This window comes from Mycolicibacterium arenosum (genome assembly GCF_024320865.1).
Lineage (GTDB): Bacteria > Actinomycetota > Actinomycetes > Mycobacteriales > Mycobacteriaceae > Mycobacterium > Mycobacterium arenosum.
Map to the genome: position 1 here is coordinate 385,956 of NZ_JANDBD010000005.1, position 22,901 is coordinate 408,856.

25 protein-coding genes are annotated in these 22,901 nt (G+C 69.0%); 18 read left to right on the forward strand and 7 right to left on the reverse strand.

Features of this window, described 5'->3' with window-relative positions:
• Positions 1-24 precede the first annotated feature (24 nt).
• From NM203_RS15155 to holA, 3 genes are read left to right on the forward strand one after another with little or no spacing between them, the layout of a single operon-like run.
• Positions 25-843 (forward strand): ComEA family DNA-binding protein, encoded by an 819-nt coding sequence (locus tag NM203_RS15155; RefSeq protein ID WP_255060808.1) that lies wholly within the window; start codon positions 25-27, stop codon positions 841-843.
• The gene (locus tag NM203_RS15160; RefSeq protein ID WP_255060809.1) at positions 840-2,375 is read left to right on the forward strand and encodes a ComEC/Rec2 family competence protein; all 1,536 of its coding nucleotides are present in this window, start codon (positions 840-842) and stop codon (positions 2,373-2,375) included. Before NM203_RS15155 ends, NM203_RS15160 begins: the two co-directional genes overlap by 4 nt.
• 12 nt (positions 2,376-2,387) lie before the next feature.
• On the forward strand, positions 2,388-3,341 hold the full coding sequence (gene holA / locus NM203_RS15165) for a DNA polymerase III subunit delta (RefSeq protein ID WP_255060810.1): 954 nt from the start codon (positions 2,388-2,390) through the stop codon (positions 3,339-3,341).
• A 6-nt stretch (positions 3,342-3,347) separates the two neighbouring features.
• Here holA and rpsT read toward each other — a convergent pair whose 3' ends face one another.
• Positions 3,348-3,608 (reverse strand): 30S ribosomal protein S20, encoded by a 261-nt coding sequence (gene rpsT / locus NM203_RS15170; protein ID WP_255060811.1) that lies wholly within the window; start codon positions 3,606-3,608, stop codon positions 3,348-3,350.
• 148 nt (positions 3,609-3,756) lie between these two features.
• Here rpsT and NM203_RS15175 point away from each other — a divergent pair, with 148 nt between their 5' ends.
• From NM203_RS15175 to NM203_RS15185, 3 genes are read left to right on the forward strand one after another with little or no spacing between them, the layout of a single operon-like run.
• On the forward strand, positions 3,757-5,475 hold the full coding sequence (locus tag NM203_RS15175) for a circularly permuted type 2 ATP-grasp protein (RefSeq protein ID WP_255060812.1): 1,719 nt from the start codon (positions 3,757-3,759) through the stop codon (positions 5,473-5,475).
• Positions 5,475-6,458, forward strand: a complete 984-nt coding sequence (locus NM203_RS15180; protein WP_255060813.1) for an alpha-E domain-containing protein — start codon at positions 5,475-5,477, stop codon at positions 6,456-6,458. Before NM203_RS15175 ends, NM203_RS15180 begins: the two co-directional genes overlap by 1 nt.
• Positions 6,459-6,461: 3 nt before the next feature.
• On the forward strand, positions 6,462-7,301 hold the full coding sequence (locus tag NM203_RS15185; RefSeq protein WP_255060814.1) for a transglutaminase family protein: 840 nt from the start codon (positions 6,462-6,464) through the stop codon (positions 7,299-7,301).
• Here NM203_RS15185 and NM203_RS15190 read toward each other — a convergent pair.
• Together NM203_RS15190 and NM203_RS15195 are read right to left on the reverse strand one after the other, a co-directional pair.
• Positions 7,285-8,157: a ribonuclease Z gene (locus NM203_RS15190; RefSeq protein ID WP_255060815.1), complete on the reverse strand. Its 873-nt coding sequence runs from the start codon at positions 8,155-8,157 to the stop codon at positions 7,285-7,287. The two genes, NM203_RS15185 and NM203_RS15190, sit on opposite strands and share 17 nt — an antisense overlap.
• A gap of 69 nt (positions 8,158-8,226) precedes the next feature.
• Complete coding sequence (locus NM203_RS15195; RefSeq protein WP_255060816.1) at positions 8,227-9,228, reverse strand: aldo/keto reductase; 1,002 nt, start codon at positions 9,226-9,228, stop codon at positions 8,227-8,229.
• A gap of 95 nt (positions 9,229-9,323) precedes the next feature.
• On the opposite strand from NM203_RS15195, the gene NM203_RS15200 reads away from it, so the two are divergent.
• Both NM203_RS15200 and NM203_RS15205 read left to right on the forward strand, forming a co-directional pair.
• Positions 9,324-9,752, forward strand: coding sequence for a CBS domain-containing protein (locus NM203_RS15200; RefSeq protein WP_255060817.1), 429 nt, complete (start codon positions 9,324-9,326; stop codon positions 9,750-9,752).
• Between the two features lie 64 nt (positions 9,753-9,816).
• Positions 9,817-10,425, forward strand: a complete 609-nt coding sequence (locus NM203_RS15205; protein ID WP_255060818.1) for a GNAT family N-acetyltransferase — start codon at positions 9,817-9,819, stop codon at positions 10,423-10,425.
• Between the two features lie 22 nt (positions 10,426-10,447).
• Here the strand turns inward: NM203_RS15205 and NM203_RS15210 are convergent, their stop codons facing one another.
• A complete protein-coding gene (locus NM203_RS15210; protein WP_255060819.1) occupies positions 10,448-10,741 on the reverse strand; it encodes a hypothetical protein in 294 nt (97 codons plus the stop codon).
• A gap of 127 nt (positions 10,742-10,868) precedes the next feature.
• Positions 10,869-11,492 (reverse strand): type II toxin-antitoxin system PemK/MazF family toxin, encoded by a 624-nt coding sequence (locus tag NM203_RS15215; RefSeq protein WP_255060867.1) that lies wholly within the window; start codon positions 11,490-11,492, stop codon positions 10,869-10,871.
• Between the two features lie 10 nt (positions 11,493-11,502).
• On the opposite strand from NM203_RS15215, the gene lepA reads away from it, so the two are divergent.
• From lepA to NM203_RS15235, 4 genes are all read left to right on the forward strand, one after another.
• Positions 11,503-13,410, forward strand: a complete 1,908-nt coding sequence (gene lepA, locus NM203_RS15220; RefSeq protein WP_408633354.1) for a translation elongation factor 4 — start codon at positions 11,503-11,505, stop codon at positions 13,408-13,410.
• Positions 13,411-13,412: 2 nt separating this feature from the next.
• Entirely contained in the window at positions 13,413-14,129 is a 717-nt protein-coding gene (locus NM203_RS15225) for a sensor domain-containing protein (protein ID WP_255060821.1), read from the forward strand.
• A 22-nt stretch (positions 14,130-14,151) separates the two neighbouring features.
• Positions 14,152-14,856 carry a sensor domain-containing protein gene (locus tag NM203_RS15230; protein ID WP_255060822.1) on the forward strand — a complete coding sequence of 235 codons (705 nt, stop codon included), beginning with the start codon at positions 14,152-14,154 and terminating at the stop codon, positions 14,854-14,856.
• 63 nt (positions 14,857-14,919) lie between these two features.
• A complete protein-coding gene (locus NM203_RS15235; protein WP_255060823.1) occupies positions 14,920-15,132 on the forward strand; it encodes a hypothetical protein in 213 nt (70 codons plus the stop codon).
• A 95-nt stretch (positions 15,133-15,227) separates the two neighbouring features.
• Here the strand turns inward: NM203_RS15235 and NM203_RS15240 are convergent, their stop codons facing one another.
• Both NM203_RS15240 and NM203_RS15245 read right to left on the reverse strand, forming a co-directional pair.
• On the reverse strand, positions 15,228-17,249 hold the full coding sequence (locus NM203_RS15240; RefSeq protein WP_255060824.1) for a glycoside hydrolase family 15 protein: 2,022 nt from the start codon (positions 17,247-17,249) through the stop codon (positions 15,228-15,230).
• A 64-nt stretch (positions 17,250-17,313) separates the two neighbouring features.
• Positions 17,314-18,552, reverse strand: coding sequence for an FAD-dependent oxidoreductase (locus NM203_RS15245; protein ID WP_255060825.1), 1,239 nt, complete (start codon positions 18,550-18,552; stop codon positions 17,314-17,316).
• 24 nt (positions 18,553-18,576) lie between these two features.
• Between NM203_RS15245 and NM203_RS15250 the strand changes: the two genes are divergently transcribed.
• The 6 genes from NM203_RS15250 to NM203_RS15270 all read left to right on the forward strand — a co-directional run bounded on the left by NM203_RS15250 (position 18,577) and on the right by NM203_RS15270 (position 22,895).
• Positions 18,577-18,771: a hypothetical protein gene (locus NM203_RS15250; RefSeq protein ID WP_255060826.1), complete on the forward strand. Its 195-nt coding sequence runs from the start codon at positions 18,577-18,579 to the stop codon at positions 18,769-18,771.
• Positions 18,772-18,888: 117 nt separating this feature from the next.
• Entirely contained in the window at positions 18,889-18,981 is a 93-nt protein-coding gene (locus tag NM203_RS33510) for an Ms4533A family Cys-rich leader peptide (protein WP_408633355.1), read from the forward strand.
• A 116-nt stretch (positions 18,982-19,097) separates the two neighbouring features.
• Complete coding sequence (locus NM203_RS15255) at positions 19,098-20,144, forward strand: sulfate ABC transporter substrate-binding protein (protein ID WP_255060827.1); 1,047 nt, start codon at positions 19,098-19,100, stop codon at positions 20,142-20,144.
• A complete protein-coding gene (gene cysT / locus NM203_RS15260) occupies positions 20,141-21,013 on the forward strand; it encodes a sulfate ABC transporter permease subunit CysT (RefSeq protein WP_255060828.1) in 873 nt (290 codons plus the stop codon). Before NM203_RS15255 ends, cysT begins: the two co-directional genes overlap by 4 nt.
• A complete protein-coding gene (gene cysW / locus NM203_RS15265) occupies positions 21,010-21,822 on the forward strand; it encodes a sulfate ABC transporter permease subunit CysW (RefSeq protein WP_255060829.1) in 813 nt (270 codons plus the stop codon). Before cysT ends, cysW begins: the two co-directional genes overlap by 4 nt.
• A gap of 23 nt (positions 21,823-21,845) precedes the next feature.
• The gene (locus NM203_RS15270) at positions 21,846-22,895 is read left to right on the forward strand and encodes a sulfate/molybdate ABC transporter ATP-binding protein (protein WP_255060830.1); all 1,050 of its coding nucleotides are present in this window, start codon (positions 21,846-21,848) and stop codon (positions 22,893-22,895) included.
• Positions 22,896-22,901: the final 6 nt, after the last annotated feature.

Genomic DNA, 22,901 nt, shown 5'->3' on the forward strand with positions numbered 1-22,901 from the left:
CGGCCGCGCACCTACCGTCGCGGCATGCGAACCGAACCGCCGGCGGACCGGGTGCACCGCAGGCTCACGGCCGAACCCGGAGCCGATGACCACCGCGACGAATCCGATGACAGCCGCGACACCTCGCTGACGCGGTGGCTGCCCGATCACGTCGGAGGTGGCGCGTCGAACTGGGCGGCCGCGGTCAGGGCCGACCCCGGCCGGGCTGGGGCGATCGGCCTGGGCGTCATCGGCGTGCTGGCGGTGCTCGTCACTGTGTTCATGCTGGCGACCGACGACACGCCGACGGTCGTCGCAGCGAATCTCCCTGCAGTGGAGCCGGTTTCGACGTCGACGCCTCCGGCCGGGCCCTCGGCTGCGGACGCCCCCGTCGTCGTCAGCGTGATCGGCCTGGTGAAGGCGCCGGGGCTCGTCACGCTCACCGCGGGCGCGCGTATCGCCGACGCGCTCGAGTCCGCGGGCGGCGCTCTCGACGGCGCCGACCTGACGGGCCTCAACATGGCGCGTCGCGTCGCGGACGGCGAGCAGATCGTCGTCGGCATCGCCTCACCGCCCGGCACCGCACCGGCCATGGGAAGTTCGGTCAGCACCCCGGCCACCGGCACCGCGGCGGAGGCACCGGGCGATGCCGGTGCCTCGGATACCCCCGGCACGCCGATCGATCTGAACGCGGCGACCGAGGAGCAACTCGACACCCTTCCCGGCGTCGGCCCGGTCACCGCGGCGGCGATCGTGGCATGGCGGTCGGCCAACGGGACGTTCACCAGCGTCGACCAGCTCAGCGAGGTCGACGGAATCGGCCCGGCGCGGCTGGAGAAACTGCGCGCGCTGGTTCATGTGTGACCGGCGGGCCGCGCGACGCCGCGCGCGTCGACCTTCGACTGGTGCCTGCGGCGGTCACCGCCTGGGCAGTGAGCGCCACCGGAATCCTCAGCGGCGCAGTGCTATCCGCGGGTACGGTACTCGCCGCAGCCGCGCTGACCGCGGCCATCGGGTGGTGGGGTCGGCGAGGTGGGGGGCAGTCGCCGCCGCTCTGGCCCGGCGTCGTCGCGGTGGCCGCCGTAGGGGTTGCGTTCGGCGCGTCGGTGGGGCTGCGGGTGCACGATCTGGAGCGGCATCCGGCCACGGCGCGCCACGGCGGAACGTCGACCGTGGTCGTCACCGCGTCCGAGACGCCGCGAATGATCACCGGCGGGCGGGTGGTGTTCCGCGGCACGCTGGACGCCTTCGACGGACAGCCCTCCTCGGGGCGGGTGGTCGTGTTCGCGCCGGTCGCCGGTTACGGGGGCCTGACCGCGGGCCGCCCCGCGGCGTTCCGGGCCGGCGTCGGCGCGCCCACCAGGCGGGACCTCTCGGTGGCGCTGCTGACGGCGTCGGGGGAGCCGCGCCTCGGTGACCTGCCGCGGTGGCAGCGGGCGGCCGCCGGGGTACGCGCCGACTTCGCGGAGCAGGCCAGGGCCGTGCTGCCCGCCGACCAGGCGGCGATGCTGCCCGCGCTGGTGCTCGGCGACACGTCGGCGGTCGACGCGGCCACGGAGGACGAGTTCCGCACCGCCGGGCTGACGCATCTCACCGCGGTGTCGGGCGCGAACGTGACGATCGTCTGCGGTGCCGTGCTTCTCGCCGCGGCGCTGGTGGGGCCCCGCGCGGCCGCTGCGGCCGCGGCGCTGGCACTGGTCGGCTTCGTCGCCGTGGTGCAGCCGACGGCCAGCGTGCTTCGCGCCGCCATCATGGGTGGCATCGCGCTGCTGGCCGTCGTGTCCCAGCGGCGCCGGCAGGCGGTGCCCGCGCTGGCCGCCGCCGTGCTGGTCTCGATGATCGTCGCGCCGCAGCTGGCCGTTGACGTCGGCTTCGTGCTGTCCGTCGCCGCGACGGCGGCACTGGTGGTGATCGCGCCGGTGTGGACGCAGCGTCTCGTCGACCGCGGCTGGCCGCGACCACTCGCCGCGGGTGTCGCGATCGCGCTGGCGGCGCAACTGGTCACCGCACCCGTCGTCGCGGGAGTGTCCGGGGCGGTGAGCCTGGTGGCGGTCGCTGCGAATCTGGCTGTGGCGCCGGTAATTCCGCCGATCACCGTGCTCGGTACCGCGGCGGCCGCGGTGCTACAGCTGTGGCCCGCGGCCGGCCGGCTGCTGATCCGGTTCACGGGACCGGAGCTGTGGTGGCTGCTGCACGCGGCGCAGTGGTCCGCGGCCGTCCCCGGCGCCGGTGTGCCGGTGCCGTCGGGTCTCACCGGGGCGGTGCTCGTCGCCGTGACGACGCTCGCGGGGGTTCTGCTGTGGCGCTGGCGCGCCGGCCGTGTCGTCGTGCTGGTGCTGGTGCTGTGCGCGGTGGCCTGGGCGGCGGGCCGCGGCGGCGCTGTCGGGCCGCCGTGACACGATCGACGCGTGAGCCAACTGCACCTCGTCCTCGGTGACGAAGAGCTTCTGGTCGAGCGCGCCGTCGCCGACGTGCTGAGCGAGGCGCGACGAACCGCGGGCACCGGCGACGTGCCCGTCGATCGGATGCGCGCGGGTGAGGTCACCACCAGTGAGCTCGCCGAACTGCTCAGCCCGTCGCTGTTCGCCGAGGAACGCGTCGTCGTCCTGGAAGCCGCGGCCGAAGCCGGTAAGGACGCGGTAGCGCTCATCGCGGAGGTCGCCGCCGACCTACCCGCCGGAACCATGCTCGTCATCGTGCACTCCGGCGGTGGGCGTGCCAAAGCGCTCGCCGATCAGATCAGGAAGCTAGATGCCGAGGTACACCTCTGCGCCAAGATCAGCAAGGCGTCGGAGCGCGTCGACTTCGTGCGCGGGGAGTTCCGCGCCTTGAAGGTCAAGGTGTCCGAGGACACGGTGACCGCGGTGCTCGACGCCGTCGGGTCCGACATCCGGGAGTTGGCGGCGGCGTGTTCACAGCTCGTCGCGGACACCGGCGGGGCCGTCGACGCCGTGGCGGTGCGTCGCTACCACGCCGGCAAGGCGGAGGTGAAGGGCTTCGACATCGCCGACAAGGCCGTCGTGGGCGATGTCTCAGGGGCCGCCGAAGCACTGCGCTGGGCCATGATGCGCGGCGAACCGCACGTCGTTCTCGCCGATGCGCTCGCGGAGGCCGTTCACACCATCGCCAGGGTCGGGCCGATTTCGGGTGATCCGTACAAGCTGGCGGGCGAACTGGGCATGCCGCCGTGGCGGATCCAGAAGGCGCAGAAGCAGTCGCGCCGGTGGTCGCGGGAATCGGTGGCCGAGGCCATCAGGGTTGTCGCAGCGCTCAACGGAGACGTCAAGGGCGTAGCGGCAGATGCCGACTACGCCCTCGAGACGGCGGTCCGGCGGGTAGCCGAACTCGCCGGGGGAAGTTGAACCGAATCAGATCTTGTTGAGCGCGAGCGCCAGCGCCGACTTCTTGTTGGCGGCCTGGTTCTTGTGGATGACACCCTTGCTCGCGGCCTTGTCCAGCTTGCGGCTGGTGGCGACGAGCAACTCGGTGGCCTTGTCCTTCTCACCGGCGTCGACGGCCTCGCGGAACCCGCGCACCGCGGTACGCAGCGACGACCTGACCGACTGGTTGCGCTGCCTGCGGCGCTCGTTGGTGAGGATGCGCTTCTTCTGCGACTTGATGTTGGCCACGCGTGTCTGTCCTTCTAAAGCTCAGTTGGGGTAATACGAAAGTTCGACAGTGCCCGCACGCGGGCAGCGAGGGTTCAGATTACCAGCGGACCGGGTAGAAACCCAAAGTGACGCCTCTGGCCTGCCGAAATGCAATTGTTGGTGCAGCATGTCAAACGTGAGCCTGAGAACCCTGCCAGCCGACTCCTCCGGTACGACCCGCGCCAACCGCTCGGACACGCGGTCATCCAAACGGTATCCGGGCATCTTCGACGGATACAACGGCGTCGGCGGCTACGCGAAGGCCTTCGACGAGATGTTCGACGCCGACGGCAACGTGCGGGGACCCTACAAGGGCATCTTCAACGAGCTCGCGCCGTCGGACGCCTCCGACCTGGCCGCCCGCTCCGAGGCGCTGGGCCGCGCGTTCATCGACCAGGGCATCACGTTCTCGCTGTCCGGCCAGGAGCGTCCGTTCCCGCTCGACCTGGTGCCGCGCGTCATCTCCGCCGCGGAGTGGTCGCGTCTGGAGAAGGGCATCAAGCAGCGCGTCAAGGCCCTCGAGATGTTCCTCGACGACATCTACGGCGAGCAGGAGATCCTGCGCGACGGGGTGATCCCGCGCCGGTTGATCACGTCGTGCGAGCACTTCCACCGCGAGGCCGCGGGCATCGTTCCGCCCAACGGGGTGCGCATCCACGTCGCCGGTATCGACCTGGTCCGCGACGCGCAGGGCACGTTCCGCGTCCTGGAAGACAACCTGCGCTCGCCGTCGGGCGTCTCCTACGTCATGGAGAACCGCCGCACGATGGCGCGGGTGTTCCCGAATCTCTTCGCGACGCACCGGGTCCGGGCGGTCGGCGATTACGCGTCGCATCTGCTGCGAGCACTGCGCAACGCCGCGGCGTCGAACGAGGCCGACCCCACCGTCGTCGTGCTCACGCCCGGTGTCTACAACTCGGCCTACTTCGAGCACTCGCTGCTGGCCCGCCAGATGGGCGTCGAACTCGTCGAGGGCCGCGACCTGTTCTGCCGTGACAACACCGTCTACATGCGCACCACCGAGGGGGAGCGGCAGGTCGACGTCATCTACCGCCGCATCGACGACGAGTTCCTCGACCCCATGCACTTCAAGCCCGACTCAGTGCTCGGCGTCGCCGGCGTGCTGAACGCCGCGCGGGCGGGCAACGTGGTGATCTCCAGCGCGGTCGGCAACGGGGTCGGGGACGACAAGCTCGTCTACTGCTACGTCCCGACGATCGTCGAGTACTACCTCGGTGAGAAGCTCTCGTTGGCCAACGTCGACACGTTCCGATGCTGGCTCGACGACGAGCGCGAGGAAGTGCTCGATCGGATCGACGAGCTCGTCATCAAGCCCGTCGAGGGTTCCGGTGGCTACGGCATCGTGTTCGGACCCGACGCCTCGGAGAAGGAACTGGCCGCCATCACCAAGAAGGTGCGTACCGACCCGCGCGGGTGGATCGCGCAGCCGGTGGTTCAATTATCCACGGTGCCAACGCAGATCGACGACAAGCTGGCGCCCCGCCACGTCGACCTGAGACCGTTCGCAGTCAACGACGGCGACGACGTCTGGGTACTGCCCGGCGGGCTGACCCGCGTCGCGCTGCCCGAGGGTTCGCTGGTGGTCAACTCGAGCCAGGGTGGCGGTTCGAAGGACACCTGGGTGCTGGCGTCTCGGGCGTCGGTGGCCGATCGCGAACTGGCCGCCGCCGAAGTCGTGCGGGCGCTACCGAAGGCCGCGAAGAACGGCAAGCCCGAGAAGGCCGCCGAGGACTCGTCCCAGCAGCAGCAACAGCAGGGCACCGCGCCTCGCGCGAATCAGACTGAACAGCAACAGCAACAGCAACAGCAGGCGGTGAGCCGATAATGTTGGCGCGCAACGCGGAATCGCTGTACTGGATCGGACGCTACGTCGAACGCGCCGACGACACCGCCCGCATCCTCGACGTCACGGTGCACCAGTTGCTCGAGGATTCGAGTGTCGACCCGGACCAGGCGTCGCGCACCCTGCTGAGGGTGCTGGACATGGCCGCGCCCGACGCGACAACGGCGCTCGACGTGTGGTCGCTGACCGATATGGTGGCGTTCAGCCGGGATACCCACGGCGGCTGCTCGATCGTCGAGGCGATCTCCGCGGCCCGCGAGAACGCCCGCGGGGCACGGGAAGTCACCTCGACCGAGATCTGGGAGTGCCTCAACACCACGTACAACGCACTGCCGGAACGGGAGCGGGCCTCCAGACGCCTGGGGCCGCACGAGTTCCTGTCCTACGTCGAGGGGCGGGCGGCGCAGTTCGCCGGCCTGGCCGACTCGACGCTGTCCCGCGACGACGGCTACCGCTTCATGGTGCTGGGCCGCGCGATCGAGCGGGTCGACATGACGGTGCGACTGCTGCTCGCCCGCGTCGGCGACAGCGCGTCGTCACCGGCGTGGGTGACGGTGCTGCGCTCCGCGGGTGCGCACGACACCTACCTGCGCACCTATCGCGGCGTTCTGGACGCGGGCCGCGTCGTCGAGTTCATGCTGCTGGACCGCCTGTTCCCACGGTCGGTCATGTACTCGCTGCGCCTGGCCGAACACAGTCTCGACGAGTTGCACCACCGCGCGCTCAATCGCGTCGGCGCCACCGCCGAGGCCCAGCGGCTGCTGGGCCGCGCGCGCAGCGAGTTGGAGTTCCTGCCCCAGGGGGTGCTGCTGGAGACGCTCGAGGAGCGCCTGGCCGGATTGCAGAAGACCTGTGCCGACGTGGGAGAAGCGTTGGCGCTGGAGTACTTCCACTCCGCGCCCTGGGTGGCGTGGACGGACGCAGGCCGCAACGGCTCGTTGATCATCGAAGAGGGCGAGGTCTAGAACATGTGGCGCATGCGAGTCATCCACGCCACGGGTTACGCCTACAAGTCGCCCGTCACCGCGTCGTACAACGAGGCCCGGCTGACGCCGCGCTCGGACTCCCGGCAGAACGTGATCCTCAACCGCGTCGAGACCGTGCCGGCGACTCGGTCCTACCGCTACGTCGACTACTGGGGCACCGCCGTGACGGCGTTCGACCTGCACGCACCGCACACGGAACTCGAGGTCACCGCGTCGTCGGTCGTCGAGACCGACCGGGGCGAAGCGCCCGCGGAGCCGGTCACCTGGGAGGACCTGCAGTCCGCCGCGGTCATCGACCGGTTCGACGAGTACCTCACGCCGACCGAGTTCACCCCGGCCAGTCGTCGCGTCGCGCGAGTCGGGCAGAGGATCGCCAAGTACCACGAGCCGCTGGAGGCGGTCGTCGAAGCGGCCAAGTGGGTGCACGGTGAACTCGCCTACGTCCCCGGCACCACCGGCGTGCACTCGTCGGGTCTCGACGCGCATCGCGAGGGCAAGGGCGTGTGCCAGGATTTCGCCCACCTGACGCTGATCCTGTTGCGCAGCATGGGAATTCCCGCTCGCTACGTCTCGGGCTACCTGCACCCGAAGGCGAAAGCCAAGGTGGGTGACACGATCGACGGTCAGAGTCACGCGTGGATCCAGGCGTGGACCGGTGGTTGGTGGCACTACGACCCCACCAACGACAAGGAGATCACCGAGCAGTACATCAGCGTCGGTGTCGGCCGCGACTACGCGGACGTGACGCCGCTCAAGGGCATCTACTCGGGCGAGGGGTCGACGGATCTCGACGTGGTCGTGGAGATCACCCGGCTGGCGTGACCGTTCCGCGGCCACACACCGCCGGGTGCACCTCGACACGGTGCAGATCATCGCCGAGTTCGATCTGGCGGGGAAAGACCGTGGCGGCGAGCGCACGCCACTCGTCGTAGCCACCGGGGCCGATGCCCGGTACGTAGTGCGTGAGGACCAGGATCCCGACGTCGGCGCGTGCGGCCGTGTCGGCGGCCTGCTCCACTGAGGAGTGGTAGTCGCAGATGTCGCGGATGCGCTGCAGCGGCATGGCGTCGACGAGGTCCTTGCGAATCACCGTGTGCACCAGCGCACCCGCCCCGCTGGCCAACTCGTCGAGGGTCGCGCACGGCACGGTGTCGCCTGCGAGCACCACCGACGCCGCCGCGTGCTCGACGCGGAACCCGATCGTCGGCGCCACCGGTCGGTGGTCGGTGGGTGCGGCGCGTACGACCACGCCGTCGCGCTGCCACACCACGCCGTCGGTGAACTCCTGCACGTCGAGCGCGGGTGGGCCGGTGAGGTCGGGATGGTGGGCCAGTCGGTAGCCGATGTCGGGGGCGAACGCCCGCAACGTCGCGTCGACGACGTCTGCGGTGCCCGGCGGACCGATGATCGTCAGCGGCACCGGATTCGGGCCGAAGGACGTGATCCACCGCGTGATGATCAGGTCGCCGAGATCGCCGATGTGGTCACTGTGCAGGTGGGTCAGCAACAGCGCCGTCAGCGCGCCCGCACTGGAGCCGGCGCCTGCCAGCCGCATCTGCACTCCGCGACCGCAGTCGACGAGAAGCGTCTGCCCGCCCGCCCGCACCAGCGTCGCGGGGCCAGCCCGGTCGGCGTCGGGGATGGGACTTCCGGTGCCCAGGAGGGTGACCTCGATCATGAAACATGCCTACCCTCAATGTGCCCTGTGCGGAAGCGAATCCTGCAGACCCGGTGGGCGACGCGGGCGTTATTCGCGTCCCGCGGAGGTCCAGCTCAAGTCGCCGAACCGGTTGCCCGACACCGCGGCTCCCGCGTCGTCGAGAGCCGCCACCTGCTGCGCCGACAGTTCGACCGACACCGAACCGAGGTTCTCCTCGACGCGGGCCGCTCGGCGCGTGCCCGGAATGGGCACCGACGCGACTCCCAGCGCGTCGGCGCGGTAGCGCAGCCAGGCGAGTGCGACCTGTGCGGGCGTCGCACCGACCTCGTCGGCGATCGACGAGATGACCCGAACCACAGCCAGATTCGACTCGAGGGCGTCATCGGCGAAGCGCGGCAGTGCACGGCGGAACCCGGAGTCGCCCGCCAGGTCGGCCGTCGACCGGATCGTGCCGGTGAGGAACCCGCGGCCCAGCGGGGAGTAGGGCACGAAACCGACGCCGAGCTCGGCTGCGGTGGGCACGACGTTGCGTTCGACGTCGCGGCTCCAGATCGACCACTCGCTCTGCACCGCGGCGATCGGGTGCACCGCCACGGCGGCGCGCAGTTCATCGGCGGTGACCTCGGACAGGCCGAGATGTCGGACCTTGCCCGCGGCGACCAGTTCGGCCATCGCGCCGACGGTCTCCTCGATCGGCACCGTCAGATCGCGCCGGTGCATGTAGTAGAGATCCACCACGTCGGTGCCCAGCCGTTCCAGGCTCTCCTCGATGGCCTGGCGCACGTAGGCGGCGTCGCCGCGGGATCCGCGGGTCCCGTCGATGGGATTTCCCGTGATGCCGAACTTCGTCGCCAGGGTCACCTCGTCGCGGCGTTCTGCCAGCAGTCGCGAGATCAGCTTCTCGTTCTGGCCGCCGCCGTACACGTTGGCGGTGTCGATGAACGACACGCCGAGATCGACGCTGCGATGCAGGGTCGCCAGCGATTCGGTGTCGTCCACCTCGCCGTACACCGGTGTCAGCGCCATCGCACCGAATCCGATTGGGCTGACCGCCAATTCGTCTCCGAGCTGTACCCTCTGCACGATCATCGGTTCCTCTCCGGAGATGAACTGGTCGAAGTTCGCAACACCGACGCCGGGTTTGTCATACCCTGATGTGAGCCAGCTCACAAACGGAGGCGTTCGTGCGGATCGCAGACGTATTGAAGAACAAGGGAGCGGGCGTGCTCACGGTGGGACCGGACATGTCCGTCGCCGACCTGCTCGCCAGCCTGGTCACCCGCAACGTCGGTGCGATGGTCGTCGTCGCGGATGGCGCACCGGTCGGCATCGTCTCCGAGCGCGACGTCGTCCGCCGACTCCACGAATTCGGCGCGGACCTACTGGCCAGGCCGGTGTCCGACATCATGACCGCGGAGGTCATCACCTGCACACCCGGTGACGACCTCGACAGCCTGAGTGCCCTCATGACGACCAACCGGGTCCGCCACGTGCCCGTCTTGGAGAACGGGCACCTGTCCGGGATCGTCAGCATCGGCGACGTGGTGAAGACCCGGATGGAGCAGCTCGAGGCTCACCAGGAACAGCTCGAGGCGTACATCACCCAGGGCTAGGCACCGGCGAACGGGACGGTTGCAACCTCAGCGGTCGGCTGACCCGGTGTGCGAAGGTGGCTTCGTGGCCACCGCCGACGTCCGTCCCGCGACCCGTGCCGACATTCCCGCGCTGTCCGTCACGCTGGGGAAGGCGTTCTTCGACGACCCCGTGATGATGTGGCTGCTGCCCGACGACGATGTCCGACGACGCAAGCTGCACAAGCTGTTCGCGTCGATCACGCGCTACCACCACCTGTCCCGCGGCGGGGTGGAGGTCGCCACCGGGGGGCAGGACATCGGTGCCGCGGCGCTCTGGGATCCGCCGGGGGAGTGGAAGCAGACCCGCGCCGAGGAACTTCGGGCGATGCCGGGCCTGCTGCTCACCTTCGGCAGCGCGCTGGGCCGCGGGCTGGCGGTCACCGAGATGATGAAGAAGGCGCACCCCGAGGAGCCGCACTGGTACCTGGCGGTCATCGGCAGTGATCCCGCCGTGCGCGGCAAGGGTTTCGGCAACGCGCTCATGCGCTCGCGGCTGGATCGGTGTGACGCCGAGTACGCGCCCGCGTACCTCGAGTCGAGCAAGCCCGAGAACGTGCCGTACTACGAGCGGTTCGGCTTCGAGGTCACCGGTGAGTTCACCCTGCCCGACGGCGGCCCCCCGCTGATTCCGATGTGGCGCACGCCGCGGTAGCTCGCCGCGGCGTGCGCGCGCGTCAGACGCAGACGACGAACACGCAGAAGCCGCCCTGCGGCTCCCATCCGCCGTTCCATCCGCCGGGGATCGGTCCGCCGCCGTTCCAGCCGTTGTTGTTCCAGCCGTTGTTCCACCCGGGGCCGTTGTTCCAGTTCGGCGGCGGCGGCGGGGGCGGGCCCCAGCCGGGGTGCTCGGCGATGGGGCCTGCGACCTGAGGTGCGGCGATCGCGACACCGGCGCCGAGACCGACTGCGCCCAAGGCGAGACCGCCGGAGATGGCGATGGCGGCGATGGTGTTCCTGGTTCTCGTCATTGTCGATCAACTCCCTACGTTTCGTACGTTCTGCGTTTCGATGCGGCCGTACCAGAACCATATTGCTTAGCTATGTTAAGCACCAGCTGTGCAGGTCATGGGGATGGGATAGGAACCCGCGGGAGAATCAGCGCCAGGAGTACTCGGCGCGCAGTCGGGCTGCGACGATCTCGAACGTCGCGCGGTCCAGGATCGCGCCCTCGCGGCGGATGCCCTCCTCAGGGACGTCGAGCACGCGATCGAGCCGAACCCAGCTGGTCCGCCCCTCGTAATCCCAGTCGCCGGTACCGATGCGCACCCAGTCGCGGTCCTCGGCGTGCCGGTCCTGACTGGACAGCATGAGACCGAGCAGCGTGCTGGAGTCGCGGCCCACGACCAGCACCGGGCGATCCTTGCCGCGCGACGGGTCCTCCTCGTAGACGACCCAGGTCCACACGACCTCGCCCGGATCGGCGCGGCCGTCCAGGTCGGGCGAGTAGACGATGCGGCGGGCGCGGTGCGCGGTCGGCACGCTGTTGGCGGTGACGGGCCGGCCGGCCGCGATCGCCGGACGCGGCTCCGCGGCGACCCCGGCCAGGGCCGACAGGCCCGCGTCGATGCCGAGCTTGATGCCCTGCTGGATGGTGCGCGGCAGGGTCTCGGGCTTCTGCAACTGGCGAACGAGCTTCGGCGCTTCCGTGAACACGATCTGCTCGGTGCTCTTCAGAAAACGCTGGAAGGTGCTCCACTGCGATGCCATCGCGTCGAGCATAGGCACGATTGTGCTCCTCCGAGGGTTGGTCGATACCCTGGTAACGCTCGCCACGTGCAACGACCAGGAGATTCCCATCAGCAGCTTCGCCGACAAGACGTTCACTGCGCCGGCGCAGATTCGGAACTTCTGCATCATCGCGCACATCGACCACGGCAAGTCCACGCTGGCCGACCGCATGCTGGGGATCACCGGCGTGGTGGCCGACCGCGACATGCGGGCCCAGTACCTGGACCGGATGGACATCGAGCGCGAGCGCGGCATCACCATCAAGGCGCAGAACGTGCGCCTGCCGTGGGAGGTCGACGGCGAACAGTTCGTCCTGCACCTGATCGACACCCCCGGCCACGTCGACTTCACCTACGAGGTGTCTCGCGCGCTGGAGGCCTGCGAGGGCGCGGTGCTGCTCGTCGACGCCGCTCAGGGCATCGAGGCGCAGACGCTGGCGAACCTGTACCTGGCGCTCGACCGGGACCTCACGATCATCCCGGTGCTCAACAAGATCGACCTGCCCGCCGCCGACCCGGATCGGTACGCGGGCGAGATCGCCCACATCATCGGCTGCGAACCGGAGGACGTGCTGCGGGTGTCGGGCAAGACGGGCGTCGGCGTCCGCGAACTGCTCGACGAGGTGGTCCGGCTGATCCCGGCGCCGGTCGGCGACGCCGACGCGCCCGCACGGGCGATGATCTTCGACTCCGTCTACGACATCTACCGCGGCGTGGTGACCTACGTCCGCGTGGTCGACGGCAAGCTCAATCCCCGCGAGAAGATCAAGATGATGTCGACCGGGACGACCCACGAGCTGCTCGAGGTCGGCATCGTCTCGCCGGAACCCAAGGCCACCGAAGGGCTCGGGGTCGGCGAGGTGGGCTATCTCATCACCGGCGTCAAGGACGTCCGGCAGTCCAAGGTCGGTGACACGGTGACGACGGCGCGCAACGGCGCCACCCAGGCGCTGACCGGATACCGCGAACCGAAGCCGATGGTCTACTCGGGGCTGTATCCGGTCGACGGATCGGACTACCCGAACCTGCGCGACGCGCTGGAACGCCTACAGCTCAACGACGCCGCCCTGACCTGGGAACCGGAGACGTCGGTGGCGCTGGGGTTCGGCTTCCGCTGCGGGTTCCTCGGCCTGCTGCACATGGAGATCACCCGCGAGCGCCTCGAGCGCGAGTTCGACCTCGACCTGATCTCGACGGCGCCCAACGTCGTGTACCGGGTGGTGAAGGACGACGGTACGGAGATCGTCGTGACGAACCCCTCGGACTGGCAAGAAGGCAAGGTGCGCTCGGTCTTCGAGCCGATCGTCAAGACGACGGTCATCGCACCGAGCGAGTTCATCGGCACGATCATGGAGCTGTGCCAGTCGCGCCGCGGCGAGCTCGGCGGTATGGACTACCTGTCGCCCGAGCGGGTGGAGCTGCGCTACACGATGCCGTTGGGCGAGATCATCTTCGACTTCTTCGACTCGCTGAAGTCGCGCACGCGCGGCTACGCCAGCCTCGACTACGAGGAGGCCGGTGAGCAGGAGGCCGATCTGGTGAAGGTCGACATCCTGCTGCAGGGGGAGCCGGTCGACGCCTTCAGCGCCATCGTCCACAAGGACTCCGCCGCCGCCTACGGCAACAAGATGACCACCAAGCTCAAGGAGCTCATTCCGCGGCAGCAGTTCGAGGTACCGGTGCAGGCGGCGATCGGGTCGAGAATCATTGCGCGCGAGAACATCCGGGCCATCCGCAAGGACGTGCTCTCCAAGTGCTACGGCGGTGACATCACCCGCAAGCGCAAGCTGCTGGAGAAGCAGAAGGAGGGCAAGAAGCGGATGAAGACCATCGGACGGGTCGAGGTGCCGCAGGAGGCCTTCGTCGCGGCGCTGTCCGCCGACGCCGCCAGCGACAAGCCGAAGAAGTAGCCGTGCGCTCCGCCGCTGTCGTCGCGGCGACGCTTATGCCGATTCTCATCGCGGGCTGCGGTCACGTGGTCGCCGGCGTGCCGCGCCCCGCCGCCGCGGCGGTCGAGTTGCTGCCGACCGAGGCCGAACTTACCGACGCGGTCGGAAACGGGTTGAGCACGTTCGACTTTCAGCCCTTCGTCGGCGGGCTCGAGATCATGCCCGACGGCTTCCGCGACGACGCCGACGCGACGCCGTTCCGCTGCATCGGCGTCACGGAGACGATGCTGCGCGCGACCTACGAGGGCGCCGACGTCGTCGAGGCGGCCCGGCAGAGCTACTTCACCCTGGCCGAGGGTGCCGACGTGACCGGCGCGGACGCGGCGGCGGTGCGCTTCGGTTCGGCGGCCGCCGCGCAGGATCGCTTCGCCGCCTTCACCGAGCAGTGGCGCGACTGCGACGGGCAGGCCGTCGTCAAGCACCTTCGCGGGGCTTCGGACACCGACGTCGACGCGGCCATCGGTGACGTGGTCGCCGAGGACGGCTTACTCTCCGCCGCGGTCGTCACCCGGCAGGGGTCCGATGCGCCGCAGCAGCACTATCTGCGGGCCGTCGCGGTGCGCGAGGCGACGATCGTGGAGGTGTCGCTCGCCGTGGCGCAGGTCGACCCCTCGGGATCGGACGACCGAGCGGAGCGAGCGGCCGCCGTCATGTTGAACAAGGTCGGCACGGAGCACTGACGTCGTCGTAGAGTCTGTCTCGATGAGGACGCTGCGGGCAGTGGTGAGCGGCATGGTGGTGGCCGCTCTGCTCCTGCTGACCGGGTGCACCGGCGTCGTGACGGGTACGGCGCAGCGACCCGCGGGCGCGGTGCCCGATGACCTTCCGCCGCTGCGCGAATCGCAGCTCGAACCACTGCTGCTGAGTGTCGACGACCTCAACGAGATGGTGAACTCGCTGACCATGGTGCTGGTGAGCGACGTCGAGGAACTGCAGGACAACGCGCACGTCGTCTCCGATCCCGACTGCCTCGGCTCCATCTACTCCGCCGAGAAGGACGTCTACGGAACCGGCTCGACCGCGGTGCGCGACCAGGTGATCCGTGAACCCGGTGACGACAACGAGCACTGGGCCGAGCAGACGCTGGTGTTGTACCCGTCCGCTGCCGAGGCACGTGACATCGTCGGTGAGTCCGAGTCGAAATGGACTGAGTGCGGCGGATTCTCGGTCGCGGTCGACGATCCGCAGGGCAGCTACATCTGGCAGGTCGAGGACGCCCGATCCGAAGGTGACGTCATCACGCAGGTGGTGGCCCAGGAGGATGCCGACGGATGGGACTGCCAGCACGCCATGACGAGCGTGTCGAACCTCGTCGTCGAGACGAGGGCGTGTGCGTTCGGGATCGGCGACGACGCGGAGAAGATGGCGGCGGAGATCGTCGATCGGGCCGCGAAGGCCGCGAAGTAACACGTTCGAACCATCCTGAGCGCAAGCCTTCTCCCGCCCGTGCCGCGGCGACACCCTGGACGGGTGACCTCACTCGATGAGCTGGCGCCGCCGGCGCTGGCCGACGTTCGACCCGGCACGAGGTGGCCGTGGCTGGCGCTGGCCGCCGGTGCGGTGATCGTCACCGTCGGTGGCTTCGCGTTCACGCCGGCGCAACCGGCGCCGCGCCCCGCCGGCGATCAGCCACCTTCGAGCGCCGCGGCGCGCGGCGTAGCGACTTCTGCTGTAGGGCTGTGAATCGGCACACGGCCTGCCGCCGTCCAGCAGAACTCGGTGCATTCGTCGCCGGTTTCCGCGTGGGGGTTGTTGGTCGGCGGGACCGCTGAGACCGTTTACATCGGGGCGTTGGCCGGCTGGAACACGCCCGCGCCGTCGGACTCCTCCTCGGCGCGGATGACGTGCACGACGGCGTTGATCTGCGCCAGATGCGTGAACGCCTGCGGGAAGTTGCCGAGATGACGACCGGTCCGCGGCTCGATCTCCTCGGCGTAGAGGTGCAGTGGGCTCGCGAACGACAGCAGCCGCTCACAGAGGTGCTTGGCCCGGCTCACCTCGCCGATCTCGACCAGTGCCGACACCAGCCAGAACGAGCAGATCGTGAAGGAGCCCTCCTCGCCGGACAGTCCGTCGTCGGTCTCCTCGACGCGGTACCGCAGCACCAGACCGTCCTCGGTGAGTTCGTCGGCGATGGCGAGCACCGTCGCGCGCACGCGCGGGTCGTCCGGCGGCAGGAAACGGGTCAGCACCACCAGGAGCAGCGACGCGTCGAGCGCGTCGTCGCCGTAGCGCTGAGTCAGCACGCCGCGCGCGTCCACCCCGTGGGCCAGGATGTCGGCCTTGATGTCCTCGGCGACCTGACGCCACTGCTGTGCGTAGCTCTTCTCGCCTTGCAGCTCAGCGAGTTTCGAGCCGCGGTCCAGGGCCACCCAGCACATCACCTTGCTCGACGTGAAGTGCTGCGGGTCGCCGCGCACCTCCCAGATGCCGCGGTCGGGCTCGCGCCAGTGCTTGATCGCCTCCTCCACCTGGCGCTTGAGCACCGGCCAGAGGGCTTCGGGGATCTGCTCGCGCGACTTCGCGTGCAGGTACACCGAATCGAGCATCGTGCCCCAGATGTCGTTCTGCACCTGGTTGTAGGCGCCGTTGCCGATGCGCACCGGCCGGGAGTTGTCGTAGCCCGAGAGGTGGTTCAACTCCTCCTCGACCAGGCTGCGCTCGCCGCCGACGCCGTACATCACCTGCAGCGGGTGCTTCTCGCCGTTGTTGGCGCCCGACACGTCGGCGATGAACGAGAAGAAGTCGTCCGCCTCCCGGTCGAGGCCGAGGGTGTACAGCCCCCACAGAGCGAACGTCGAGTCACGCACCCACGCATAGCGGTAGTCCCAATTCCGTTCTCCCTGAGGGGTTTCCGGTAGTGAGGTGGTGCTGGCCGCGAGCAGGGCGCCGGTCGGGGAGTAGGTGAGGCCCTTCAGCGTGAGTGCGCTGCGCTGCAGGTACGACCGCCAGGGGTGGTCCGGGAAGTCGCCGACGTTGATCCACTGACGCCAGGCCTCGCTGGTCTTCCACATCTTGTCGGTGGCCTCGTCGAACGTCTGCGGGGCGGGGTGGCCCGACCAGCTCAGCGCGACGAAGACGTTGTCGCCCTCGGTGAGCCGAGTGCGGGCGCGGGCCTCGCGACCCTCCAGGCCGATGCGCAGGTTGGTCGTCAGCCGCAGCGTGGGATGCGCCTCGGGGTCCTTGGTGGCGCGCGCGATCGCCTCGCCGTAGGCCGCCGCCGAGTACTCCCACGTCGCGGTGTCCCGGTGGTAGTCGAACGACGGCTCGCAGTTCATCACCAGTTCGACGACCCCGCTGACGCAGCGCACGGTGCGCAGCAGGATGTGCTCGGCGTCCCAGTCCATCGGGGTGCGGCGGTGCGTGCGCGACCGCGTTTCGAGATCGTGCCAGGGCCCCATCACCAGCGCGTCGCGCACGATCAGCCAGCCCGTGTGGGTCTGCCAGGTGGTCTCCATGATCAGGCTGCCCGGCAGGTAGCGCCGGGCGGCGGGCACCGTGACCCCGTACGGGCTCAGCCGGAAGTGGCCCGCGCTGCGGTCGAGGATGGCGCCGAACACGCTGGGGGAGTCGGGCCGCGGCACGCACAGCCACTCGACGGACCCGGCCGCCGAGATGAGGCACGTGTTCTCGCAGTCGGACAGGAACGCGTAGTCCGCGATCGGCGGGAATGGATTGCGCAGCGACCCGGTCGCCGCGTACGGCACCGGTTCCGTCACCGTGAAGGGCGCCTCGGGTTCGCGCTGGGCACCGTTGGTGCCGTCGGTGCTTCCAGTGGGCTCACTGTGCTGCAAAACCATTGGCACATCATCGACCGCGGATGCACTTGCCGTCCACTCATTGACGGCAACCGTTACCTGGTCGTCAACGCCGCGCCCACTCCGGTGCGTGCTCCGGCAGCGGGCCGATGGCGACGCCGTAGGCGGCCACCCTGCGCAGCACCGGGAAGCGGTTGGCGATCCGGATCGCAGGCGGGGTGTCGCGGGCCGCCTGCGCGTTGCCGATCGCGCCCGCGATGGCGCGGTCCTGAACCGTCCGCTGCACGCGCTGAATCAGCGCGGCGGGGAGCCAGCGACGGACCTGCACGCGAGCCAGTTCGCGGGTGGTGACGGTGCCGCTCTTCAGCGGTCCGGCCAGAATGCGTGCTGCGGCAACGGCGTCGGCGATCGCCAGGTTGATGCCCACCCCGCCGATCGGGGACATCGCGTGCGCCGCGTCGCCGATGAGCAGCAGGCCGTCGACGTACCACCGACGCAGTCGATCCAGTTGCACGTCAAGCAGTTTCACGTCGTCGAACGACTCGAGCGCAGCGGTCCGGTCGGCGATCCACGGCACCAGCGCTGAGAGCCCGCGGCGCAGTGAGTCGATTCCCTCGGCGCGCAGCGCGGCGTCGGTGCCCTTGCGGATGAGGTAGGCGCATTGGAAGTAGTCGCCGCGGTCGATGAGCGCACACCCGTGGCCGTCGGCGAACCTCCCGTTGAGGCCCGACGGGTCGTCCTCGTAACGCGGCAGCCGAAACCACCACACGTCCATCGGTGCGCCGAAACCGCGCGGCACCAACCCCGCGGCCGCCCGCAGTGTCGATGCCCGGCCGTCACAGGCGACCACCAGGTCGGCCGCCATGTCGCGTTCGGCCCCGTCGGCGCCGCGGTAGCGCACGCCCGTCACGCGGCCGTCGGTCCGGATGGGGGCGAGGACCTCGGTACTGCGCATCAGCCGGAAGCCGGGTTCGGTGCGCGCTGCCGTGGCGAGCAGTTCGAGGAAGTCCCACTGCGGCACCAGGGCGATGTGCTTGTGCGGGCCCGGCAGGTGGGTGAGATCCATGGTCAGTGTGGTGTCGGCGATCGCCAGGTTCACGCTCTCGACCATGCGATGCGGCAGTGCCGCGAACGCGTCGCCCAGGCCCAGCTCGTCGAGCAGTCGCAGCGTGCTGGCGTGCACGGTGTCGCCGCGGAAGTCGCGCAGGAAGTCGGCGTGCTTCTCCATCACCGTCACATCGACGCCATCGCGGGCCAGCAGCAGAGCGAGCATCATCCCCGCAGGTCCACCGCCCGCGATGAGGCAGGTCGTCGCCGTCGGCACCGGCGCTTCCGGGGTAGCCACGGCATAGATCGTAGGGTGATGGTGATGAGCGGCATCCTGAATTGGTGGGACGGCGTCGAACTCTGGTTGTCGGGGCTCGGCTTCGTCGCGCAGACGGCCATCGTCATGCCGGTCGTGCTGGTGCTCGCCTACGGCGCCGCAGTGCTCCTCGACGGGGCGCTCGGTAACGGCATCCAACTGCTGCACCGCGTCCGGCACGACGACGAAGACGCGCGGTGACCGGCATGCCGCGGTCGCGAGTGACACTGATTCTGGTCGCGCTGGTGGTCTTCGTCGTGGTCATGTGGCTGGTCGCCCGCTGATCGGCGTTCGATCCGCTCTGTTATTCTTCGCGCCATGCACTCCGCAGCCGGCAGCACCGAGAGCCATGTCCTGGCTCTCATCGCCGTCGGACCCTGCGCTGTTGCAGACGTCGACTGTTGTCGCTGACCCCTACCCGTCCTCGGTTAGGCGTCGGTGGCGACTGCGCGTTCTTCACGTGCGATCGAACTCCTTGCCGTAGTGACGGAACTCAAATCCCGTTCACCCCGCTAGGAAAGGCCGCAATGTCCACCACGAAGCTCGACAAGATCAGATCTCGGTGGCTGCCCGCTGCGGCGCTCGCCGTGAGCGCTTCGCTGCTCGCCGCCTGCGGTGGTGGAGCCAGCGACGTCGTCGGCGACACCGCCGCGAGCGATGCCGAGACCACGCTGACGCTCGTCGCGTACGCCGTGCCCGAACCGGGCTGGGCGAAGGTCGGGCCGGCCTTCGCGGCCACCGAGGAGGGCAAGGGCACTGCGATCACCGGTTCCTACGGGGCGTCGGGTGACCAGTCCCGCAAAGTCGAGGCGGGCGCTCCAGCCGACATCGTCAACTTCTCCGTCGAGCCCGACATCACCCGTCTGGTCAAGGCGGGCAAGGTCGCCGAGGACTGGAACGCCGACGCCACCAAGGGCATCCCGTTCGGGTCCGTGGTCACCCTCGTCGTGCGGCCCGGTAACCCGAAGGGCATCAGGGACTGGGACGACCTGCTGAAGCCCGGTGTTGAGGTCGTCACCCCCAACCCCTTGAGCTCCGGTTCGGCGAAGTGGAACCTGCTCGCTCCCTACGCCGCCAAGAGCAATGGCGGCCAGAACCAGCAGGCCGGCCTGGATTACCTGAACCAGCTGCTGACCAACGAGCACCTCAAGGTCCGCCCGGAATCGGGCCGCGCCGCCACCGACGTGTTCCTGCAGGGCAGCGGTGACGTGTTGATCGCCTACGAGAACGAGGCGATCAACTCCAAGAAGACCCACCCCGACCTCGAGTGGGTCACGCCCCCGCAGACCTTTAAGATCGAGAACCCGGTGGCCGTGATCAAGGGCGGTCCGAACGAGGCCAAGGCCACCGCGCTGAAGAACTTCCTGTTCACGGCCGAGGGGCAGACGGCGTGGGCCGAGGCGGGCTTCCGCCCGGTGGACCCGGCGATCGCGGAGAAGTTCGCCGACCAGTTCCCCACGCCGGAGAAGCTGTGGACCATCACCGACCTCGGTGGCTGGAAGACCGTCGATCCCGAGTTGTTCGATAAGACGAACGGCAAGATCTCGACGATCTACGCGAAGGCGACTGGATGACCTCGACGGTCTCCGCGGAGATCAGTCCCGGCGCCGGTGATCCCGGCGCCGGGCGGTCCCGCGGGCTCCTGGCGCCGCGCCACGGCACGACCTCGCTTCGGGTCGGCGCCGCGTCCATCTGGCTCAGCGTCATCGTATTGCTGCCGCTGGCCGCCATCGTCTGGCAGTCGGCGGGGGGTGGCTGGTCGGATTTCTGGACCTCCGTGACGAGGCCGGGGGCGGTCGAATCGTTCAAGGTCACGCTGTCGATCTCGTTCGTCGTCGCCGTGATCAACCTGGTGTTCGGGTTGCTGGTGGCGTGGGTGCTGGTGCGCGACGACTTCCCCGGCAAGCGAGTCGTCGACGCACTGATCGATCTGCCGTTCGCGCTGCCGACAATCGTCGCGAGCCTCGTCATGCTGTCGCTGTACGGCCCGTCGAGTCCCGTCGGCATCCACATTCAGCACACGAAGTGGGGCGTCGGCATCGCCCTGCTCTTCGTCACCCTGCCGTTCGTGGTGCGGTCGGTGCAGCCGGTGCTCAAGGAACTCGACCGCGAGACCGAGGAGGCCGCGGCGTCGCTGGGGGCCAACAACTGGACCATCTTCGTCAAGGTGGTGCTGCCCGCGCTGCTTCCGTCGCTGCTCTCCGGTGCGGGTCTCGCGTTCTCACGAGCCATCGGCGAGTACGGGTCGGTGGTCCTCATCGGCGGCGCCGTACCCGGCGAGTCCGAGGTGTCGTCGCAGTACATCAGGACGCTCATCGAGGTGGACGACCGCACGGGTGCCGCCGCGATTTCGATCGTCCTGCTGGTGATCTCGTTCGTCGTGCTGTTCATCCTGCGCACCCTCGGTGCGCGAGCCGCCAAGCGACAGGAGTTCGAGCGGTGATCCTGTCCAAGGGGGTCACGCACGCCCTGCGCTGGCTGGCGTTGACCTACCTGGCCTTCCTACTGGTGGTCCCGGTCGGACTCATCCTCTTCCGGACGTTCCAGCCCGGCATCGGCGCCTTCATCGAGCAGATCACGACGCCCGCCGCGATCTCGGCGCTGAACCTGTCGCTGCTCGTCGTCGCCATCGTGGTACCGCTCAACGTGCTGTTCGGCGTGCCGACCGCGCTGGTGTTGGCGCGCAACAAGTTCCGCGGCAAGAGCGCGCTACAGGCGGTCATCGACCTGCCGTTCGCGGTGTCACCGGTGGTGGTGGGCGTTGCGCTCATCCTGCTGTGGGGGTCCGCCGGAGTATTCGGCTTCGTCGAGCAGGACCTCGGCTTCAAGATCATCTTCAGCTTCCCCGGCATCGTGCTGGCCAGCATCTTCGTCACCGTGCCCTTCGTCATCCGCGAAGTGGAACCGGTGCTGCACGAACTGGGCACCGACCAGGAGGAGGCCGCCGCGACGCTGGGATCCACCTGGTGGCAGACGTTCTGGCGGATCACCCTGCCCTCGATCCGGTGGGGCCTGACCTACGGCATCGTCCTGACGATCGCCCGCACGCTCGGTGAGTTCGGTGCCGTGATCATGGTGTCGTCGAACCTGCCCGGCATTTCGCAGACCCTGACACTGCTGGTCGCCGATCGCTACAACAAGGCCAACATCTACGGTGCCTACTCCGTGGCCACCCTGCTCATGGCCGTCGCGGTGATCGTGCTCATCGTGCAGGTCGTGCTCGACGCCCGTCGTGCGAAGCACGACACTTGACTCTCGACAGAAAGACCGAAGCCATGACCGCTGAAGGTGCAGCCATCATCGTGAAGGGTGCCAACAAGCACTACGGTGACTTCGCGGCTCTCGACAACGTCGACTTCGTCGTGCCGTCCGGGTCGTTGACGGCGCTGCTGGGTCCCAGCGGCTCGGGCAAGTCGACGCTGCTGCGCGCGATCGCCGGACTCGACCAGCCCGACACCGGCACCATCACGATCAACGGCAACGACGTCACCGGGGTGCCGCCGCAGCGGCGCGGAATCGGCTTCGTGTTCCAGCATTACGCGGCGTTCAAGCACCTGACCGTGCGCGACAACGTCGCGTTCGGCCTGAAGATCCGCAAGCGGCCCAAGGCGGAGATCACCGAGAAGGTCGACAACCTCCTGGAGATCGTCGGCCTCGCCGGTTTCCAGGGTCGCTACCCCAATCAGCTCTCGGGTGGCCAGCGCCAGCGCATGGCGCTCGCCAGGGCCCTCGCCGTCGATCCCGAGGTGCTCCTGCTCGACGAGCCGTTCGGTGCGCTCGACGCGAAGGTGCGCGAGGATCTGCGGGCGTGGCTGCGCCGTCTGCACGACGAGGTGCACGTGACCACGGTGCTGGTCACCCACGACCAGGCGGAGGCGCTCGACGTCGCGGACCGCATCGCCGTCCTCAACAAGGGCAGGGTCGAACAGGTCGGCTCGCCCACCGAGGTGTACGACACTCCCGCAAACGGATTCGTGATGTCGTTCCTCGGTGCGGTGTCGTCGCTCAACGGGACGCTGGTGCGTCCGCACGACATCCGGGTGGGGCTCAACCCGGACATGGCCATCGCCTCGGCCGACGAGAGCATCAGCTCGACCGGGGTGCTGCGTGCCACCATCGACCGAATCGTGATGCTGGGCTTCGAAGTTCGCGTCGAGCTGACCAGTGCCATCGACAACGGGTCGTTCACCGCGCAGATCACCCGCGGCGACGCCGAGGCACTCGGCCTCAAGGAGGGTGACACCGTCTACGTGCGGGCTACCAGGGTGCCGCCGATTCCCGGCAGTGTCCAGGTGCCGACCGCCGAGGCGCTGTCGACCACCTGAGCGCGG

Excerpts from the sequence above, each read along its gene's own strand:
- NM203_RS15155 (WP_255060808.1), top strand. The coding sequence starts at position 25 with ATGCGAACCGAACCGCCGGCGGACCGGGTGCACCGCAGGCTCACGGCC.
- NM203_RS15270 (WP_255060830.1), top strand. The coding sequence starts at position 21,846 with ATGACCGCTGAAGGTGCAGCCATCATCGTGAAGGGTGCCAACAAGCAC.
- NM203_RS15185 (WP_255060814.1), top strand. The coding sequence starts at position 6,462 with ATGTGGCGCATGCGAGTCATCCACGCCACGGGTTACGCCTACAAGTCG.
- NM203_RS15180 (WP_255060813.1), top strand. The coding sequence starts at position 5,475 with ATGTTGGCGCGCAACGCGGAATCGCTGTACTGGATCGGACGCTACGTC.
- NM203_RS33510 (WP_408633355.1), top strand. The coding sequence starts at position 18,889 with ATGCACTCCGCAGCCGGCAGCACCGAGAGCCATGTCCTGGCTCTCATC.
- NM203_RS15210 (WP_255060819.1), bottom strand. The coding sequence starts at position 10,741 with ATGACGAGAACCAGGAACACCATCGCCGCCATCGCCATCTCCGGCGGT.
- NM203_RS15190 (WP_255060815.1), bottom strand. The coding sequence starts at position 8,157 with ATGATCGAGGTCACCCTCCTGGGCACCGGAAGTCCCATCCCCGACGCC.
- NM203_RS15215 (WP_255060867.1), bottom strand. The coding sequence starts at position 11,492 with ATGCTCGACGCGATGGCATCGCAGTGGAGCACCTTCCAGCGTTTTCTG.
- NM203_RS15255 (WP_255060827.1), top strand. The coding sequence starts at position 19,098 with ATGTCCACCACGAAGCTCGACAAGATCAGATCTCGGTGGCTGCCCGCT.
- cysT (WP_255060828.1), top strand. The coding sequence starts at position 20,141 with ATGACCTCGACGGTCTCCGCGGAGATCAGTCCCGGCGCCGGTGATCCC.
- NM203_RS15175 (WP_255060812.1), top strand. The coding sequence starts at position 3,757 with ATGTCAAACGTGAGCCTGAGAACCCTGCCAGCCGACTCCTCCGGTACG.
- NM203_RS15195 (WP_255060816.1), bottom strand. The coding sequence starts at position 9,228 with ATGATCGTGCAGAGGGTACAGCTCGGAGACGAATTGGCGGTCAGCCCA.
- NM203_RS15230 (WP_255060822.1), top strand. The coding sequence starts at position 14,152 with ATGAGGACGCTGCGGGCAGTGGTGAGCGGCATGGTGGTGGCCGCTCTG.
- NM203_RS15240 (WP_255060824.1), bottom strand. The coding sequence starts at position 17,249 with ATGGTTTTGCAGCACAGTGAGCCCACTGGAAGCACCGACGGCACCAAC.
- NM203_RS15250 (WP_255060826.1), top strand. The coding sequence starts at position 18,577 with ATGAGCGGCATCCTGAATTGGTGGGACGGCGTCGAACTCTGGTTGTCG.